This window comes from Geobacillus zalihae, assembly GCF_030414215.1.
GTDB classification, from domain to species: domain Bacteria; phylum Bacillota; class Bacilli; order Bacillales; family Anoxybacillaceae; genus Geobacillus; species Geobacillus zalihae.
The window spans coordinates 1706965-1725632 of the sequence record NZ_CP129217.1 but is presented as its reverse complement, the minus strand read 5'-3'; the positions used below and the strand labels follow the sequence as shown (position 1 = coordinate 1725632).

General features: G+C 53.2%; 14 protein-coding genes. 13 read left to right on the top strand and 1 reads right to left on the bottom strand.

Features of this window, described 5'->3' with window-relative positions; all coding sequences use genetic code 11:
- Window positions 1-48: 48 nt before the first annotated feature.
- The 6 genes from QWV57_RS08765 to QWV57_RS08740 all read left to right on the top strand — a co-directional run bounded on the left by QWV57_RS08765 (window position 49) and on the right by QWV57_RS08740 (window position 8098).
- Window positions 49-1725, top strand: coding sequence for an ABC1 kinase family protein (locus QWV57_RS08765; RefSeq protein ID WP_060788518.1), 1677 nt, complete (start codon window positions 49-51; stop codon window positions 1723-1725).
- 270 nt (window positions 1726-1995) lie between these two features.
- Window positions 1996-2595, top strand: a complete 600-nt coding sequence (locus QWV57_RS08760) for a CBO0543 family protein (RefSeq protein WP_033006577.1) — start codon at window positions 1996-1998, stop codon at window positions 2593-2595.
- Window positions 2596-2720: 125 nt separating this feature from the next.
- Complete coding sequence (locus QWV57_RS08755) at window positions 2721-3140, top strand: CoA-binding protein (protein ID WP_020756535.1); 420 nt, start codon at window positions 2721-2723, stop codon at window positions 3138-3140.
- A gap of 175 nt (window positions 3141-3315) precedes the next feature.
- Window positions 3316-5253, top strand: a complete 1938-nt coding sequence (gene parE / locus QWV57_RS08750) for a DNA topoisomerase IV subunit B (RefSeq protein ID WP_060788519.1) — start codon at window positions 3316-3318, stop codon at window positions 5251-5253.
- A 59-nt stretch (window positions 5254-5312) separates the two neighbouring features.
- Complete coding sequence (gene parC, locus QWV57_RS08745; protein ID WP_301101930.1) at window positions 5313-7757, top strand: DNA topoisomerase IV subunit A; 2445 nt, start codon at window positions 5313-5315, stop codon at window positions 7755-7757.
- The gene (locus QWV57_RS08740; protein WP_013145319.1) at window positions 7754-8098 is read left to right on the top strand and encodes a PilZ domain-containing protein; all 345 of its coding nucleotides are present in this window, start codon (window positions 7754-7756) and stop codon (window positions 8096-8098) included. Before parC ends, QWV57_RS08740 begins: the two co-directional genes overlap by 4 nt.
- A 104-nt stretch (window positions 8099-8202) precedes the next feature.
- Here the strand turns inward: QWV57_RS08740 and QWV57_RS08735 are convergent, their stop codons facing one another.
- Window positions 8203-8934, bottom strand: a complete 732-nt coding sequence (locus tag QWV57_RS08735; RefSeq protein ID WP_301101928.1) for a MerR family transcriptional regulator — start codon at window positions 8932-8934, stop codon at window positions 8203-8205.
- Between the two features lie 296 nt (window positions 8935-9230).
- On the opposite strand from QWV57_RS08735, the gene treP reads away from it, so the two are divergent.
- The 7 genes from treP (at window position 9231) to QWV57_RS08700 (ending at window position 18595) form a co-directional block, all read left to right on the top strand.
- Complete coding sequence (gene treP, locus QWV57_RS08730) at window positions 9231-10649, top strand: PTS system trehalose-specific EIIBC component (RefSeq protein ID WP_060788520.1); 1419 nt, start codon at window positions 9231-9233, stop codon at window positions 10647-10649.
- Window positions 10650-10761: 112 nt separating this feature from the next.
- Entirely contained in the window at window positions 10762-12453 is a 1692-nt protein-coding gene (gene treC / locus QWV57_RS08725) for an alpha,alpha-phosphotrehalase (RefSeq protein WP_301101917.1), read from the top strand.
- A gap of 22 nt (window positions 12454-12475) precedes the next feature.
- Window positions 12476-13189, top strand: a complete 714-nt coding sequence (gene treR, locus QWV57_RS08720) for a trehalose operon repressor (protein ID WP_013523771.1) — start codon at window positions 12476-12478, stop codon at window positions 13187-13189.
- Window positions 13190-13403: 214 nt separating this feature from the next.
- Window positions 13404-14816, top strand: a complete 1413-nt coding sequence (locus QWV57_RS08715) for a Na+/H+ antiporter NhaC family protein (protein WP_013523770.1) — start codon at window positions 13404-13406, stop codon at window positions 14814-14816.
- Between the two features lie 429 nt (window positions 14817-15245).
- Window positions 15246-15695, top strand: a complete 450-nt coding sequence (locus QWV57_RS08710; protein WP_015374873.1) for an acyl-CoA thioesterase — start codon at window positions 15246-15248, stop codon at window positions 15693-15695.
- Window positions 15696-15812: 117 nt separating this feature from the next.
- Window positions 15813-17312, top strand: a complete 1500-nt coding sequence (locus QWV57_RS08705) for an aminotransferase class V-fold PLP-dependent enzyme (RefSeq protein ID WP_015374872.1) — start codon at window positions 15813-15815, stop codon at window positions 17310-17312.
- Window positions 17313-17416: 104 nt separating this feature from the next.
- Entirely contained in the window at window positions 17417-18595 is a 1179-nt protein-coding gene (locus QWV57_RS08700) for an acyl-CoA dehydrogenase family protein (protein WP_015374871.1), read from the top strand.
- The last annotated feature ends 73 nt before the right edge of the window (window positions 18596-18668 follow it).

The window sequence follows — 18668 nt, the reverse complement described above, 5'->3', positions numbered from 1 at the left end:
GATGCGGCCTGTCCGCTCGCTTTTTGCCGCCTTAGGAGAGATGTCCCGATGATCGGAAAACGGATGCGCCATATCGGAAGGTATCACGAAATCGCCGTCTCCTTGCTTCGGCACGGATTCGGGATGATCGTCGATGAGCTCGGCTTTTCGTCTTTTCTTTCTTTGCCGCCGCGATGGAGAGCGGAGCAAGGGAAAAAGGAAGGAAAAACGGTTGGGGAGCGGCTCCGCCTTGTGCTCGAGGAGCTCGGCCCGACGTTCGTGAAGCTCGGGCAAATTGCCAGCACACGGCCGGATTTGATTCCCGCTCCGATCATCAGCGAGCTCGAAAAACTGCAAGACCAAGTTCCGCCGTTTCCGTTTGCCGACGTTCGCCGGAGGGTGGAAACAGAACTTGGGGGCTCGCTTGAAACCTTGTTTCGTTCATTTGACGAAACGCCGCTCGCTGCCGCTTCGCTCGGACAAGTGCACCGGGCGGTTCTTCCTTCCGGACAAGCCGTGGCGGTGAAAGTGCAGCGTCCGCACATCGCTGCGCGGGTGGAGACGGATCTGGAAATTTTGCAAGATTTGGCCGTGCTGGCGGAACGTCGTCTCGATTGGGCGGCAACCTACCAATTGTCTGAAATTGTCGATGAACTGGCGCGTTCATTACGGCAGGAGCTGGATTATACCGTCGAGGCGCGCCATGCGGAACGGTTTGCACAGCAGTTTGCCGACGATTCGTCGGTGTATGTCCCGAAGGTGTTTTGGGATTATACGACGAAAACCGTGCTCACGATGGAATATGTCGAAGGAATGAAACTTGGGGAGCTCGAGCGGCTGAAAGCGAACGGCCACTCCTTAAAAACGATCGCCGAGCGTTTGGCTGAAGCAACCTTTAAACAAATGTTTGAGCATGGATTTTTTCATGGCGACCCTCATCCTGGCAATGTATTTGTTCTTGACGATGGAACGCTTTCCTTCATTGACTTTGGCTTGATGGGCCGCCTTCGCCCCCATGTCAAACATCATCTTTCTTCACTCATCATCGCCTTAATGCGGCAAAACACGGATGGGGTGTTGGGTGCGATCTACGGCTTAGGGATTGTTCCTGACGGAGTCGATGAAGGAAAATTGCGCGATGATCTTGACGAGCTGCGGGAGAAATACTACGGCGTCCCGCTCGGTGAGATCAGTCTTGGGGAAGCCGTCGAGGATTTGCTTTCGGTGGCATTTCGCCATGGCATTCGCATCCCAAGCGATTTGACGCTGTTAGGAAAAGCGCTGTTGACGGTCGAAGGGGTTGTGGAGACGCTTGACCCGCAGTTTCGCATCATGGACGTTGCCGAACCGTTTGGGAGAAAGCTGATGAAAGAGCGTCTTCGGCCTGATCGCGTGGCAGAAACAGCGTGGAAGCGGATTTTTGATTATGGTGAATGGCTGCTCCGACTGCCGGAGGGCGTAAAGGAATGGACGAAAATGATGCGGCATGGCAAGCTTCGATTGGAAATCACGGCTCCTGATTTGGAAGCGCTGCTAAAGAAGCTCGACCAGATGACGAACCGGCTGTCGTTTAGCATCGTTCTTCTTTCGCTGAGCATCGTCCTCGTCGGCCTGATGATCGCTTCATCATTGGGGCGTCCGTCGACGCTGCTGTGGAAGATTCCTGCTGTTGAAATCGGATTAGGCGCGTCCGCTTTTCTATTTGGTTGGCTGCTTTACTCGATTTTTCGTTCGGGAAAATTTTAGTGTTTGTTGCACAATGATTTCTTTTTTCGGAAATTCTTGAAAGTTTGATGCAGTCCGATCCATGGAAGGTGTCCCAAAAACACAGCGGGACACCTTTTCTTCATCAATAATTAAATTTGCACGAAGCACGTTTGTTAAGCCATGCTAGGCAGCCTGATGGAGTGGAAAGCCGGTGAGGGCGCCGGAATAAATTCTATGCTTTGGATTATACTAACAGTGCTGTCTGAGACAGCGTTTAGGGAGTGGGAAATGGGTTAGGGAGGATCGATGATGACGTTTTCTCTTCCTGTTGTTTGGACGGTGGAACTCTCAGCGGTCATGTTGAGTATAGCGGGAAGTTTTTGGATCGCCAAACGGCATATACGGAGATATGCGGTTTTGTATGCATTCAGTGCGGTGACAGGCATCGTTCTTTGCCTTGCGTTTGTCTATGCAGGCTTTTACTCCTTCCCTGTTAAGCTCGTTCCTTATACACCGATTCCGCTCGTTGAAATGGCAACCGTCATTCCGTTTTTCGTTTTGTTTGGAGTCAAGTACAGTCCGGAAAGCTGGGCATGGAAGTTGCCGTTTTACTTTGCGATGGTGCAGTTGATTATGTTGTTCGAGTTGGTTGCTCTTGTGTCGCCGCTCTCTCTGATTGATTATAAGAAGTGGGATGTATGGGATTCATACACCGCCTGGTGGCTGTATTTGCTTTTCTTTGAGTGGATGGGCGGAAAAATCGTCCCCCAAAAAGCGCGCTCCCCGCTTGCGGCTTCCTCGTTCCGCTACGGGCGATGGGGATGGATTGTCGTCCACCTCATTGCCATGACGACTGTTTTTTTAGCGGGCGTGTATGCGGGATGGGGACTGCGCATAAGCAGCTTGTAGCCAAAACTGAAGAGGGGCTGTTCTGAAAAGGGGCTAAAACATTTTCCGTCCCATAGAAGGATTTTTCTTTCTCGATCGCGAAACAAGTACTGCAAAACCAAAGAGGGAAGGAAGGAGAGAACCCGATGCCCATTGTCAACCCAAGCCGCGAAGAAATCGGCGACATTTTGCGCAAGGCGAAGCGGATTGCCGTTGTCGGCTTGTCCAACAATCCAGAGCGCGAGTCGTATATGGTGGCGAAGGCGATGAAAGACGCCGGATACGAAATCATTCCGGTTAACCCGATGATCGATGAATGGGAAGGCATTCCAGCGGTCGACAAACTGACGGATATCGAAGGGCATGTCGATATCGTCGATGTGTTTCGCCGTTCCGAACATTTGCCGGAGCTCGCCCGCGAGTTTGTGCAAATCGACGCGGACGTATTTTGGGCGCAGCTTGGCGTCGTCAATGAAGAAGCATACGCGTTTTTAAAAGAAAAAGGCTATACGGTGATTATGGATCGCTGCATTAAAGTAGAACATGCGCTTACAAAACGCCCGTAACAGGCGAAGCGCGTCATTGACGAAACGGCCATCTTCTCTAAGATGGTCCTTTCGTTTTTCAGGCGCTGTTGTCCGATTTTGTCAAGCGGTGTCAAAAGACAATGGACAGCTGGTCATTTTATGATACAATAAAACAGAAACAGATGTTCTTGTTTTGGCAGAAAGGGGTGGCCTTGTGGCAAAGCGAGCGGCATACGAATATAACGAAGATGCCATTCAAGTGTTAGAAGGACTTGAGGCGGTGAGGAAGCGGCCGGGGATGTACATTGGCAGCACCGACAGCCGCGGTTTGCATCATCTTGTTTATGAAATCGTCGACAACTCGGTCGATGAAGCGTTGGCCGGATATGGAAATTACATTTTGGTGCAAATACATAAAGACAACAGCATCACCGTCCTTGATGAAGGGCGCGGCATGCCGGTCGGGATGCATAAGCTTGGCAAGCCGACGCCGGAAGTCATTTTGACCGTGCTTCATGCCGGCGGCAAATTCGGCCAAGGCGGCTATAAAACGAGCGGCGGCCTGCACGGAGTCGGGGCGTCGGTTGTCAACGCCTTATCAGAATGGCTGGTCGTCACGATTCATCGCGACGGCTTCATTTACCGGCAGCGGTTTGAGCATGGAGGCAAACCGGTGACGACGCTAGAGAAAATCGGCACAACGAACAAAACCGGAACCATCATTCAATTTAAGCCGGACCCAACGATTTTCAGCACGACAGTCTTCGATTATGAAACATTGAGTGAACGGCTGCGCGAATCGGCGTTTTTGTTAAAAGGGCTGAAAATCGAACTCGTTGACGAACGGACCGGCATGCGCGAGGTGTTCCACTATGAAAACGGAATTGAAGCGTTTGTCGCCTATTTGAATGAGGAGAAAGATGTGCTCCACCCGGTCGTTTATTTTGCTGGCGAGCAAAACGGCATTGAAGTCGAGTTTGCGTTCCAGTTTCATGACGGTTATTCGGAAAACGTGCTGTCGTTTGTCAACAACGTGCGCACAAAAGACGGCGGCACGCATGAGGCGGGTGCGAAAACGGCGATGACGCGCGTTTTTAACGAATACGCCCGCCGTGTCGGTTTGCTCAAGGAAAAAGATAAAAATTTGGAAGGAACCGATATTCGCGAAGGGTTGTCCGCGGTCGTTTCGGTGCGCATCCCAGAGCACTTGCTGCAGTTTGAAGGGCAGACGAAAGGAAAGCTCGGAACGAGCGAAGCGCGTTCGGCCGTCGATGCGGTGGTGTCCGAGCAGCTGATGTACTTTCTGCAAGAAAACCCGGACGTAAGCGCGATGCTCATTAAGAAAGCGATCCGGGCCTATCAGGCGCGTGAAGCGGCCCGCAAAGCGCGCGAAGAGGCGAGAAGCGGCAAAAAGCGGAAAGGGAAAGAGGCGCTCTTAAGCGGCAAGCTGACGCCGGCGCAAGGGCGCAATCCGCAAAAAAATGAGCTCTATCTCGTTGAAGGCGATTCGGCGGGCGGTTCGGCGAAACAAGGGCGCGACCGTCGATTCCAGGCGGTGCTTCCGCTGCGCGGAAAAGTCATCAACACGGAAAAGGCGAAACTTGGCGATATTTTGAAAAACGAGGAAATCAATACGATCATCCACGCCATCGGCGGCGGCGTCGGGGCTGACTTTTCGCTCGATGATGTCAACTACGACAAAGTGATCATTATGACCGATGCCGACACGGACGGCGCCCATATTCAAGTGCTGCTTTTGACGTTTTTTTACCGCTACATGCGTCCGCTGATTGAAGCGGGAAAAGTGTACATCGCCTTGCCGCCGCTTTACAAAATCAGCAAAAAAAGCGGCAAAAACGAAATCGTCGAATATGCGTGGACGGACGAGCAGCTGAAAGAAATTACGAAAAAAATGGGCCGCGGCTATACGATTCAGCGCTATAAAGGGCTCGGCGAAATGAACGCCGATCAATTATGGGAAACGACGATGAACCCACAGACGCGTACGCTCATCCGCGTGCGCATTGAAGATGCGGCCCGCGCCGAACGGAGGGTGACGACGCTCATGGGCGACAAAGTCGAGCCGCGCCGCAAATGGATCGAAACGCACGTCGCCTTCGGGCTCGAAGAGGAACCGGGATGGATCGGCTGATGGCGGCGTGAAAAGGCGCCGCCTTTTTGGCGCTGATGTGTTAGGAAAGGAGAATGACGATGGCAGAACGATTGCTGGAAATGCCGTTAGAGGACGTGCTTGGCGACCGCTTTGGCCGCTACAGCAAATACATTATCCAAGACCGGGCGCTCCCGGATGCGCGCGACGGGCTGAAGCCCGTGCAGCGCCGCATTTTGTATGCGATGTACATGGATGGCAACACGGCTGATAAACCGTTTCGCAAGGCGGCGAAAACGGTTGGGAACGTGATCGGCAACTTTCATCCGCACGGCGACTCATCGGTGTATGAAGCGATGGTGCGGATGAGCCAAGAGTGGAAGCTGCGCAACGTGCTGGTGGAGATGCACGGCAACAACGGCAGCATCGACGGCGACCCGCCGGCGGCGATGCGCTACACGGAAGCGCGCCTGTCGGCGATTGCCGCCGAGTTGCTTCGCGATATTGACAAAGAAACGGTTCCGTTTGTGCCGAACTTTGACGATACGACCGATGAGCCGACCGTCTTGCCGGCGATGTTTCCGAATTTGTTGGTGAACGGCTCGACCGGGATTTCGGCCGGCTATGCGACCGATATTCCGCCGCATGCGCTTGGCGAGGTGATCGACGCCGTCTTGATGCGGATCGACCGGCCGGATTGCACTGTTGACGAGCTGATGACGGTTCTTCCTGGCCCCGATTTTCCGACCGGCGGCATCATCCAAGGGAAAGACGGCATCCGCAAGGCGTATGAGACCGGCCGCGGGAAAATCATCATCCGCGCCAAAGCCGCCATCGAGCAGGGAAAAGGTGGGAAAAAGCAGATTGTCATCACGGAACTGCCGTATGAAGTGAACAAAGCGAATTTAGTGAAAAAAATTGACGAGCTTCGCCTCGACAAAAAGCTCGACGGCATCGCCGATGTGCGCGATGAAACGGACCGGAACGGGCTGTCGATCGTCATCGAATTGAAAAAAGACGCCGATGCGGAAGCGATTCTCAACTACTTGTACAAAAATACGGATTTGCAAGTGCCGTACAGCTTCAACATGGTGGCGATCCATGAGCGCCGGCCGAAGCTGATGAGTTTGCCGGAGCTGTTGGATGCCTACATCGCCCACCGGAAAGAGGTCGTCACCAACCGCTCGCATTTTGAGCTGAAAAAAGCGAATGAGCGGAAGCACATCGTCGACGGCTTGATTCGGGCGCTTTCCATTTTGGATGAGGTGATTGCGACGATTCGGGCGTCGAGTGACAAGCGCGACGCCAAAGAACGGCTGATGGCTCATTACGGATTCACCGAAGCGCAGGCCGAGGCGATCGTGACGCTCCAGCTGTATCGGTTGACGAACACCGACATCACGGCGCTGCGTCAAGAAGCGGAAGAACTGGATCAAGCGATTGCGGAACTTACGGGGATTCTCGCAGATGAAAAGAAGCTGCTTGGCGTCATCAAAAAAGAGCTGAAGGCGATGAAAAAGCAATATGCCGATGAGCGGCGGACGGTGATTGAAGAGGAGATTGAAGAGCTGAAAGTGAAGGTGGAGGCGCTCATTCCGGCGGAAGACGTGATCGTCACCGTGACAAAAGAAGGATATGTGAAGAGGACGAGCTATCGTTCATACAGCGCCTCAAACGGTCAAGACATGGGCATGAAGGAAACGGATCGGCTGCTCGCCCAGCTCGAGATGAATACGACCGATGTGCTCTTGCTTTTCACCCGCCGCGGTTATTATTTATACTGCCCGGTGCATACGCTCCCTGATATCCGTTGGAAAGAGGTCGGCCAGCACATTTCCCATCTCATTCCGCTTGAACGCGACGATGAACTCGTCGCCGCTGTTCCAGTCTCTTCCTTTGACACCGGGGAGCAGCTCATCTTTGTGACGAAACAAGGGCTCGTAAAGCGAACGGAGCTCGCTCAATACCAAGTGCAGCGCTACACCCGCCCGCTTGTGGCCGTCAATGTGAAAGAGGATGATGACGTCATCGCCGTCTACGCGACGGATGGATGCGGCCATCTTTGGCTTGCGACGCATGATGGACATGCGCTCTTGTTTGCCGAGGAGGAGATCAGCCTTGTTGGCGTGCGCGCGGCTGGCGTGAAAGGGATTCAATTGAAGGAAGGGGACTTTGTCGCCGCTGCGTGCCCCGTTCGCCTAGAAAAGGGGGGCTCGTTCGTCGTCGTGACGCAGCGCGGAGCGGTGAAAAAAGTGGCGATGAGCGAGTTTGAGCCGTCCTCACGAGCGAAGCGCGGCGTTGTGATCGTACGTGAAGTGAAATCCAACCCGCACCGAGTTGTCGGCGCCGTCTTTGTCAGCAACGATGAGGAAATGGTCGGATTGCGGACGGAAAAAGGGGTGGTCGAGACGATCGAAGCCGCTTCCCTTCGTCTCTCCGACCGCTACAGCACGGGTTCGTTTGTCGTTGACACTGACGAAGCCGGGATGGTGGTGGATGTCTGGAAAGAACCGACGAAGCTGCTTGGAAAAGGGGAGGAAGGATGAGGTTTAAGCGTCAAGAACCGTTCCGGTATCAGTTTGGCCGGCCGCTCCCGGCTGAACTGCGCACAGCCGATGGTGAGCGCAGCGTCTACATTCACGATCTAAGTCCGCACGGGATGAAAATCGAAACGGAAGGCCGCCTTCCCTTTTCAACAGGGGGAACGCTGGTTGACATCTCGTTTTGGCTAAACGCTGCCCCCTTTACGCTGCGGGGGCAGCTTGTCTGGGAAAGACCGTTTGTCCACGCCTACTATTATGGCGTCCGCCTCCATGTCACCAAACAAGAAGAAGCGCACTTGATCGAAGCCATCAAACGACATGCGGCCGAGAGCCGCCGAATATGACGCAAAAAGGGGCCCGAGTTTTGGCGGGGCCCTTTTTTGATTTTTGACGGAGGTATGGCGCATCCAAAACGGGTGCCCTTGTCACATGGATGCCAAAATCGTCTTCACCAAAACTTCCACCATTTATTTGCCCGTGTTCGAGCAGCGCTGGTGCTGGCAGCGGTTTGCCGAAACGACAACACGAGCTCGCGAAACGCTTTTTCCCGTTCTAAAATGCGCAGTTCGAGCTGTTTTCGCTCCTCTTCCTGCCTTGCCTTTTCCTCGTGACAGAACGCGACGACCGTTTCCAAATGTTCATGCAGCTGTTCCGTTTTTTGCTGCCATGCGTCCTCGTAATCGCGGAGTGAACGGTGCACCGTTTCGGCAGCTGCCGTCGTTTGCTCCTCGATGTAGTCAAGGCGGCCTTTCACCTCATCCATCGCTTGCCGGACCGTGGCTGTCGTTTCCTGTTTCAAGGCGTCGACGATATCGTCTTTTAAGCGGGCCGCTAACTGCTCGGCTATGTATGGCATCCCTTGATGCAGCAGGCGGGGCACATCGATGATTTCCCCTTCCATGACGGCTGTTTCCACTTGAGCGGCTGTCTCGTTGGCTCGCTCTGCCGGTTGTCCGTCCATTTGCCTGATCATTTCAGCCACTTCGCGCGGATGGCGGCCGTCCTCAAGCCAAGTGCGGATATGGCGAAACCGGTCGATCAGCTCGTCGGTGTACATGCGTGCCCCCTCGGTTGTGCGTGGGACGGCAATCGATCCGGCGAACTGCTTTTCCCATTGTTTCAAATCGCGGGCGGTGACCCCGATTTTTTTCGCTGCTTCGCGGAGTGTATAGGTTTTCATCGCATTCCCTCATCCTTTCTCGTCTTTTGGCATTGATTTGCGTTATGTTTTATTTTCCTACTTGGTCGTTGATTTTCCTGCCGCTTGACAAAACATAACAAAAGAAGTGGAAGTTAGCAAAAAAAAAACAACAACTATTGTCGAAAAATGAAGGCGGTCATCGAAAGATGTTGACAAACTTGTATATACAAGATAAAATGAATTCAGGTTGTATATACAAGTTTGTTTGCAACCGGTTGCTGAAAGCGATTTAACGCTATAGCGGTCGTTAAGGAAAGAAAAGGGAGGCGTTCATCATGGGGGCATACCAACAAGCAGCCGCGCAAATCGTTGAAGCCATCGGCGGCAAAGAAAACATCGTCGCCGCCACGCATTGTGTGACCCGGCTTCGGTTTGCGCTCAAAGAGGAAGGAAAAGTCAATAAGGAAGCGCTTGAGCGCATCGATGTCGTCAAAGGGTCGTTTTCCGCAAACGGCCAGTTTCAAGTCGTCATCGGCCAAGGGCTTGTCGATAAAGTGTATGACGACCTCATCGAGCTGACGGGCATCGGCCGGGCGACAAAGCAGGAGATGAAAGACGCTGCGGAAGCGAAGCTCAATCCGCTGCAACGCGCGATTAAGACGCTGGCTGATATTTTCATTCCCATCTTGCCGGCGATCGTGACGGCCGGTTTGTTAATGGGTATTAACAACGTCTTGACAGGCCCAGGCATTTTTTACGAAGGGAAATCGTTTGTCGAGGTGCACAAAGAATGGGCCGATTTGGCGAACATGATCAACTTGATCGCCAATACGGCGTTCGTCTTCCTGCCCGGTTTGATCGGCTGGTCAGCAGTGACGAAATTCGGCGGCAGCCCGCTCTTAGGGATTGTCCTTGGTTTGATGCTCGTCCACCCAGATTTGCTCAACGCTTGGGGCTGGGGAGCGGCGAAAGAAAAAGGAGAGATTCCGGTTTGGAACTTGTTCGGCTTTGAAGTGCAAAAAGTCGGCTACCAAGGGCAAGTGCTGCCGGTGTTGGTGGCTTCCTACGTGCTGGCGAAGCTTGAGCTGTTTTTGCGCAAGCGCATTCCGGATGCGTTTCAGCTGTTGCTTGTCGCGCCGCTTGCGTTGCTCATTACGGGCTTTTTGGCGTTCATCGCTATTGGGCCGGTCACATTTGCGATCGGCAATGCCATTACCCACTTGTTTGTCACGATTTTTGACACGGTTCCGGCTCTTGGAGGATTGTTGTATGGAGCGCTGTATGCGCCGCTTGTCGTCACCGGGATGCACCATACGTTCTTGCCGGTTGACTTGCAGCTGATTGCCAATACCGGCGGCACATTCTTATGGCCGATTTTGGTCATGTCCAACATCGCCCAAGGTTCGGCAGCGTTGGCGATGATGTTTGTCGCGAAGGAGGAAAAGCTGCGCGGTTTGTCGTTTACGTCGGCTGTTTCCGCGTATTTAGGCATCACGGAACCGGCGATGTTCGGGGTCAACTTGCGCTTTCGTTTCCCGTTTATCGCAGCGATGACCGGAGCGGCGATCGCCGGCATGTTTATTACGCTCAATAAAGTCATCGCTCCGTCGATCGGTGTCGGCGGCCTGCCGGGTTTCTTGTCGATCGTGCCGCAAAAGTGGACGCCGTTCTTTATCGGCATGGCGATCGCGATTGTGGTGCCGTTTGCGCTGACGTTTGTCTTTGGGAAAGTGCGTAAAGCCGCCCGCTCATGATTGCCGTGTGTTGACGCAAGAGAACGATGTGCGAAATCATCCATTTACCACCATACCATTGGCCGCCGATGCCAATGGTATGTTTTTATCCTGACGAACGAGGTGAAGAGAGATGCGAGCAACCCCTTGGTGGAAAAAAGCGGTCGTTTATCAAATTTATCCGAAAAGCTTCTACGACACGAATGGAGACGGCATCGGCGATTTGCCGGGCGTGATCGAGAAGCTCGATTATCTACAAGAACTGGGCGTCGATGTCATTTGGCTGACGCCGATCTACGCGTCGCCGCAGCGCGACAACGGTTATGACATCAGCGATTATTTCCGCATCCATCACGAATACGGAACGATGGACGATTTTGACCGTCTGCTTCACGAAGTGCATGCGCGCGGCATGAAGCTGGTGATGGACATGGTCGTCAACCATACCTCAACCGACCATGAATGGTTTAAGCAGGCGCGCTCCTCGAAAACGAACCCATGCCGCTCGTTTTACATTTGGCGCGACCCGAAGCCGGACGGCGGAGCGCCGAACAACTGGCAATCGAAATTCGGCGGCTCGGCGTGGGAATACGACGAACAAACCGGCCAATATTACTTGCATTTGTTCGATGTGACACAAGCGGACTTGAACTGGGAAAACGAAGAGCTGCGCCGCCGCATTTATGACATGATGCATTTTTGGCTCCAAAAAGGAGTGGACGGCTTTCGGCTTGACGTCATCAACTTGTTGTCAAAAGATCAGCGCTTCCCGGATGACGACGGTTCGGTGCCGCCGGGGGACGGGCGCCGCTTTTATACGGACGGACCGCGCATTCATGAGTTTTTGCAGGAAATGAATCGAGAGGTGTTTTCAAAATACGACATCATGACAGTGGGGGAAATGTCGTCGACGACGATCGATCATTGCATCCGCTACACGAACCCGGAAAACCACGAGCTCAATATGACGTTTAACTTCCATCACTTGAAGGTCGATTACCCGAATGGGGAAAAATGGGCGGTCGCCCCATTTGATTTCCTTGCCTTAAAACGCATTTTGTCCGAATGGCAAGTCCGGATGTATGAAGGCGGGGGCTGGAATGCGCTCTTTTGGTGCAACCACGATCAGCCGCGCATCGTGTCGCGCTATGGCGATGACGGGACGTATTGGAAAGAATCAGCCAAAATGTTGGCGACGACGATCCATTTAATGCAAGGGACACCATACATTTACCAAGGCGAAGAAATCGGCATGACCGACCCGAAATTCACCGATATTCGCGACTACCGCGACGTTGAGTCGCTCAACATGTACCGGATTTTGCGAGAACAAGGCAAAAGCGAGCAAGAAGTGATGGAAATTTTGCAGCGAAAATCGCGCGACAATTCCCGCACGCCGATGCAATGGGACGACAGCCCGCATGCCGGTTTCACGTCTGGGACGCCGTGGATTCGCGTCGCCGACAACTACCGGCGCATTAACGTGAAACAGGCGCTCGCCGACCGCGACTCGATTTTCTACCATTATAAGCGGCTGATTGAGCTGCGCAAACAGTATGATCTCATTACGACCGGGCGCTATGAGCTGTTGCTTGCGGACGATCCGCATATTTTCGCCTATATGCGTCATGGCGATGGAGAAAAGCTGCTTGTTGTCAACAATTTTTATCCAGTCGAAACGACGTTCACGCTGCCGAAAGAAGCGGGAGCCGATGGCTATACGGGAGAACTGCTGCTTGCCAATTATTCGGACGCGCCGGCCGATTTTCGCCGCATGCAACTGCGCCCATACGAATCGGTTGTTTATCTTTTGCGCCGGCCGTGATACAATACAAGCGGTGATTCTTATGCATGAAAACAAATATTTAACCATTTACCATGACCTCATTTCCCGCATCCGCCGCGGAGAATGGAAGGCGTACGACAAGCTGCCATCGGAACACGAGCTGGCCGCCCGATATGAGACATCGCGCGAGACGATTCGCAAAGCGCTCCATTTGTTGTCCGAGCACGGCTATATCCAAAAAATGAAAGGAAAAGGATCTATCGTCCTTGACGTCGGCAAATATGACTTTCCCGTATCCGGATTGGTCAGCTTTAAAGAACTGGCGCAGACGATGAAGCAGCCGGTGCGGACGATCGTGCATGAACTGGCGATCATCAAGCCGGATCGCGAGCTCAGGCAGCATCTGCGCGCCTCAAGCAAAGACGAAGTCTGGAAAGTCGTGCGCGTCCGTGAAATCGGCGGAGAGCGGATTATTTTGGATAAAGACTTTTTTCTGAAAAAGCATGTGCCGCTATTGACGAAAGAGATTTGTGAAGACTCGATCTATGAATACTTGGAAACGAAGCTGCATTTGCCGATCAGCTTTGCGAAAAAAGAAATATCGGTCGACGAAGCGACGGACGAAGACCGGCGCTATTTGGATTTGCATGGCGATGACCGCGTCGTTGTCGTCAAAAACTACGTGTATTTAAGCGATGCTGCATTGTTTCAATACACGGAATCGCGTCACCGGCTCGACAAGTTCCGATTTGTCGATTTTGCGCGCCGGAAATGACAACGCCTTCTGTGCCCCAGGTTGTTTGGGAGCCAGCCCGGGGCGGATGGAAGTGTGGGCCACGCTGCAAACTGCAGCGCGGCTTTTTTTGTTTGCGCGGGCAACATAAATTTTATAAATAAAACTATGTTCTAAATCTTCAATGAAAATCATAAAAAAACTGCATTATGGCTATCCTTCTTGGTAACAACATCATCGCAAAGGAGGCGCCGACGTGGAAGGAACATGGTGGTCGCTGTTGCCTTTTCTGCTCATCATTCCGTTGGCGGTATGGCTGAAAGAAATTTTGCCCGGCCTCGTGGCCGGATTGCTCGTCGGAGCGTTTTGCCTTGAGTGGTCGGCTGTCGGCGCGATTGAGCGCGCTGTTTCCGCTGTTCTTCACGCCCTGACCGATCCGGAGCATATGAAGGTGGCCGCGTTTTTGTATTTGTTCGGTTCGCTTGTCGGCATGATGCAAATTACCGGCGGGATCAAAGGGTTTGTCGAGAGACTCTCCGGCCGCATCCGCTCGAAGCGGGGGATTTTGTTGTTCGTTTGGCTGACGGTGCCGGTGACGTTTTTTATGCCGATGTTTCGCATTATGCTCCTTGGACCAGTGATGAAAGCGGTCCTTCGCCAGTTTCGCATCGACCGCCGCCGCATGGCGTACATGATCGACGTCTCGACCGAGCCGATCATCGTGCTTTTGCCAGCGGCGACAGCGTTCGTCGGCTTTATGACTTCTGTTGTCGCCGCGGCGCTTGAGCAAAACGACATTCACGAATCGCCGTATGACGTGTTTTTGCGCAGCCTGCCGTACAACTTGTTTGCGATTGTCGCTCTGGCCGTCGGGGTGTTGACGACGATGTTGAACATCCGGATCGGCAAACCGCGGGCGAAAAAAGGAGAAGGGGAAACGAATACACTGCACGGGCTCGGATTGCGCAAGGAGCTGGCGCTGATCAACGGGGAGCCGTTGCACTTGTTTGTCCCGCTGGCGCTGTTAATCGCGCTGACGTTTGCCTTTTTCGTGTACGACGGGAGGAAACGCGGGGCAGAGAATTGGTGGGAGGCGTTTTCCGCGGCCGATGCGACATGGGCGATGCTGTTGGCGTTGTTTGTGACCATCCTTTTGTCGATGGCGTTTTATTTATGGCGCCGACAATCACTTTCAGAGCTGACGTACCATTTTTTTGCTGGGGGTAACGAAATGATGGCGCCGATCGGCATGCTCGTTCTCGTATGGGCGGTCTCGGCGGTGGCAGGGGAACTCGGATTTGCGGAGTACGTGTCGTCGACGTTCGGCACATGGCTGCCGGGGGCATTCGTGCCAGCGGCCGTGTTTTTGGTCGGATCGTTTTTATCATACTTTATCGGTTCTTCATGGGGAACGTGGGGCATTTTGATGCCGCTTGGCGTCACGCTTTCCCATGCGACCGGGGCGCCGCTCGAGGTGACAGTCGGCGCCGTGTTTGCGAGCGGGACGTTTGGCGCCTTTGCTTCGCCGCTTGGCGATACGACGATTACAACCGCAGCCATTATGGATATGGACTTGATGAGCTATGCGAAATATAAACTGCGCATCTCTCTCCTTTGCGCCGGCGTGTCGCTCGTTGGATACGTTCTTTTGCCGCTTTGGGCCGGTTGACCGCAGACGCCCCGTCTGCCCTCGCCGGGCTTTTTTTATCTACCCTGAAAATGTCAAAACTATATAGGTTCCAATAAAGAATTTCCAATTTGTTCGTTACCATTTGCACTTCGATACATGCGGATGCAATCTAATGTGTTAGGCAATCGGCGAAGTGTAAACCAAAAATTCAACTTAATTGAAGGAGATTTTCATCCTTTCGCGGCGACGTACTGGATTCGTCACAACATTTTATATCACAAACAATGTTCTAAATAATCAATAATCCAAAACAAAACAATTGCATATCTAAATCAACCGGAGTATGATAAAAACAACATACTGACTAGTTGGTAGCTACAAATCGAACTCAGTCACGCCCCATGCTCACCCAAACGAATATTGTGGGCGAAAGGGGCAAAAAAAAAGGCAAGAAAGGAAGAGGGAGAAATGAAGACGCACATCATTACCGTCAACCCACGCTTTTGTGAAACTGATGCGCTCGGACATTTAAGCAACATTAGCTATTTTATTTATTTAGAAGAAGCGCGCACCCGCCTGTTTGATGAATTGCGTTACGTCGGGCGAACGGAGGACTGGCATTTTATTTTAGCTTCCACCAAGTGCGATTTTATCAACCAAGGATTCTTCGGACGACGATTGCGCGTGGAAACCAATGTCTCCCGGATCGGCAATAAAAGCTTTCAATGCATTCATCGCATCATGGAAGAGGAAACAGGAAGACTGATCGCCATCGGAGAGGCAGCGGTCGTCCATTTCAATTTCCAAACCCAAACGAGCGAACCGTTGCCTGATGACTTGCGGACCATGCTTGCCGAATACCTTGTGCCGTCCGTGGGGGAAACGATTTCGCCGTTATCGTGCAAAAAAAGGGAGTGAATACCATCCGCCTGTACGGCGGATTTTTCATTTTCAACTTTCCCACGTTTTTTGGACCGAACCACCGAAGGCGACATACTTTGTAAATAGACGAAATGGCGGAAAGGGGGAATCAACATGGCCATTCACGCTGTGATCGGCAATGCGGTGTATACATGCCGCGGGGAGCTTGAGACGTATTTTCAGCCGTTTCGCGATGGAACGATCGGCCGCTTTCATCCGTTTTCTACGCCGTTTGGCAAACAGCGGCTTATTTACGCCGACTGGACAGCAAGCGGGCGGCTGTACCGGCCGATTGAAGAGAAGCTGACGCATGAGCTCGGTCCATTTGTCGGCAACACGCATACGGAATCGAATGTGACCGGAACGAAAACGACGCTTGCCTATCGCTATGCAAAAGAAATCATCAAACAGCACGTTCATGCCGGGAAAAACGATGTCTTGATTATGCAAGGCGCCGGGACCACAAGCGCCGTCAACAAGCTGCAGCGTCTGCTTGGCTTGCGCGTACCGGAACGGTGGAAGCGCCGCTTGTCCCTTCATGATGAGGAGCGGCCAGTCGTTTTTGTCACCCATATGGAGCACCATTCAAATTTATTGCCATGGGTGGAAACCATCGCGGAAGTCGTGGCGGTCCGTCCGACAGAAAACGGGGATGTCGATCTTGACCATTTGCGCGAGCTGCTGGAGCGCTACCGAGATCGACCGCAAAAAATCGGTGCCTTTACTGCTTGCTCGAACGTCACGGGGTTGGAAACCCCATATCATAAGCTGGCGAAAATCATGCACGAGCATGGCGGCCTTTGCTTTGTTGATTTTGCTGCTTCCGCTCCGTACGTCCGCATCGATATGCATCCGGACGACCCAATGGAGCAGCTTGATGCCATTTATTTCTCCCCCCATAAGTTTCTCGGGGGGCCGGGAAGCGCCGGCGTGCTCATCTTTGACAGCCGGCTTTATCATCAGCACGCTCCGGATCACCCCGGCGGCGGGACGGTGTACTGGACTGACCCGTGGGGGAACTATGAATACATCCAAGCCATTGAGGAACGCGAAGATGGCGGAACACCGCCGTTTTGGCAAACCATCAAGGCAGCGTTGGCCATCCAGCTGAAAGAGCAAATGAACGTAAAACAGATGCGCGCCCGCGAAAAGGAACTTGTTTCCCTTCTTTTGCCGGCGCTAAAAAGCACTCCCGGCGTTCGCGTGCTTGAAGGACATCGGGACGACCGTCTTGGCATCATCTCATTTGTCATAGATGGATTGCATTACAACCTTGTTGTCAAACTGCTGAATGATCGCTTCGGCATTCAAGCGCGCGGCGGCTGTTCCTGCGCCGGACCATACGGCCACTATTTGCTTGGCATCGACAAGGAACAATCCGCTATGTTGCTTCAAGAAGTCAAAAACGGCAATCCTCTCGCCAAACCAGGATGGGTGCGTCTGTCGCTCCATCCTACGATGACGAACGAAGAAGTGTATGCGATCATCCGCGCCGTCCGTCAAATCGCCCGCTATGGCCGCCGCTGGCAGGAGGAATACGAGTACGATGCTGGGAAAAATGAGTTCGTCCACCGTGACGATGATCGGTACATTCGGCATTTCTTTCTCTTTTAAGCTTCCGAGAGCAAGGACGGTCATTTTCCCGTGCGTTTTTGTTTTCAGTCCTAGCCAGAACTCGGTACAATAAAGGCATCTTGACCAAAAGAAGGGGAGAACCGATGAACGAATTGTACCATTTGCTTGTGCGGACCGATCGGGAGCAACAATTGTACAACCAAGCGCGTCGCCTTGCGGAACGGTTTGCGGAAAGGGCGGCGCATGATGACGAACAGGCAACGTTTCCATTTGCCGATTTTGCCGATTTAAAAGAGGCTGGATTCCTTTCCTTGACCGTCCCGACTGAATACGGCGGCCAAGGGGCGTCGCTTTATGAGCTCGTGCTCGTGCAAGAGACGATTGCCCAAGGTTCTGGGGCAACGGCATTGTCGTTTGGTTGGCACGCCAGCATTCTCATGCGGCTGTTTTTGCTTCGCCGCTGGCCGGAGCCCGTTCTCACCCGTTTGGCGAATGAAGTCGTTTGCCGCCACGTGCTCATCAACAGCGCCCACTCTGAACGGACAACTGGCAGCCCGGCGCGCGGCGGTAAACCGGAAACGACGGCCGTCTTTCGCCATGGCCGCTTTGTGCTTCGGGGGCGAAAGACATTTGCATCGTTAGCCCCTGCGCTCGATTACGTCTTAATTTCCGCCACGATGGAAGACGGTCGGGTCGGTGAATTTCTCGTGCCGATGTCTGCTTCAGGCATTCGCATCGAACCGACGTGGAACACGCTTGGCATGCGGGCGACGCGCAGCGATGATCTTGTTCTTGAAGAAGTCGAAGTCGACCAAGAGGCGCTCGTAGAGACGCTTGGAGAAGCGAACGAAGCTGCTCCGGCGCAAGGATGGCTGTTGCACGTGCCGGCTTGTTACTTAGGCATCGCCATTGCGGCGCGCAATGAGGCGCTTCGCTTTGCCAAGACGTACCAGCCTAATACCCTGCCTCACCCAATCGCCTCGACGCCCGAAGTACAGCGGAAAATCGCTGAAATGGAATGGCGCCTCACCCATGCGCGCCATTTCCTGTACGCGGTCGCCGATTTATGGGATCGCTATCCGGAAAAACGGATGGAAATGAAAGAGGAGTTGGCAACAGCCAAATTGGTCGCCACCAATACCGCGCTTGAAGTCGTCGATTGGGCGATGCGCATTGTCGGCGGACAAAGCTTGTTTGCTGACAATCCGCTTCAGCGGCATTACCGTGACGTCCGCGCTGGGCTCTACAACCCGCCTGCTGACGACTTGACGCTTCAATGGCTTGCTAAGCGGGCATTGTCTCACAACCCACCTGCTCCATAAAACAGAACGGATTCAAGCAACACGAAAAAGCTGTCCCTGCTTTGTGGGGGACAGCTTTTTTGATGCCAAGCGG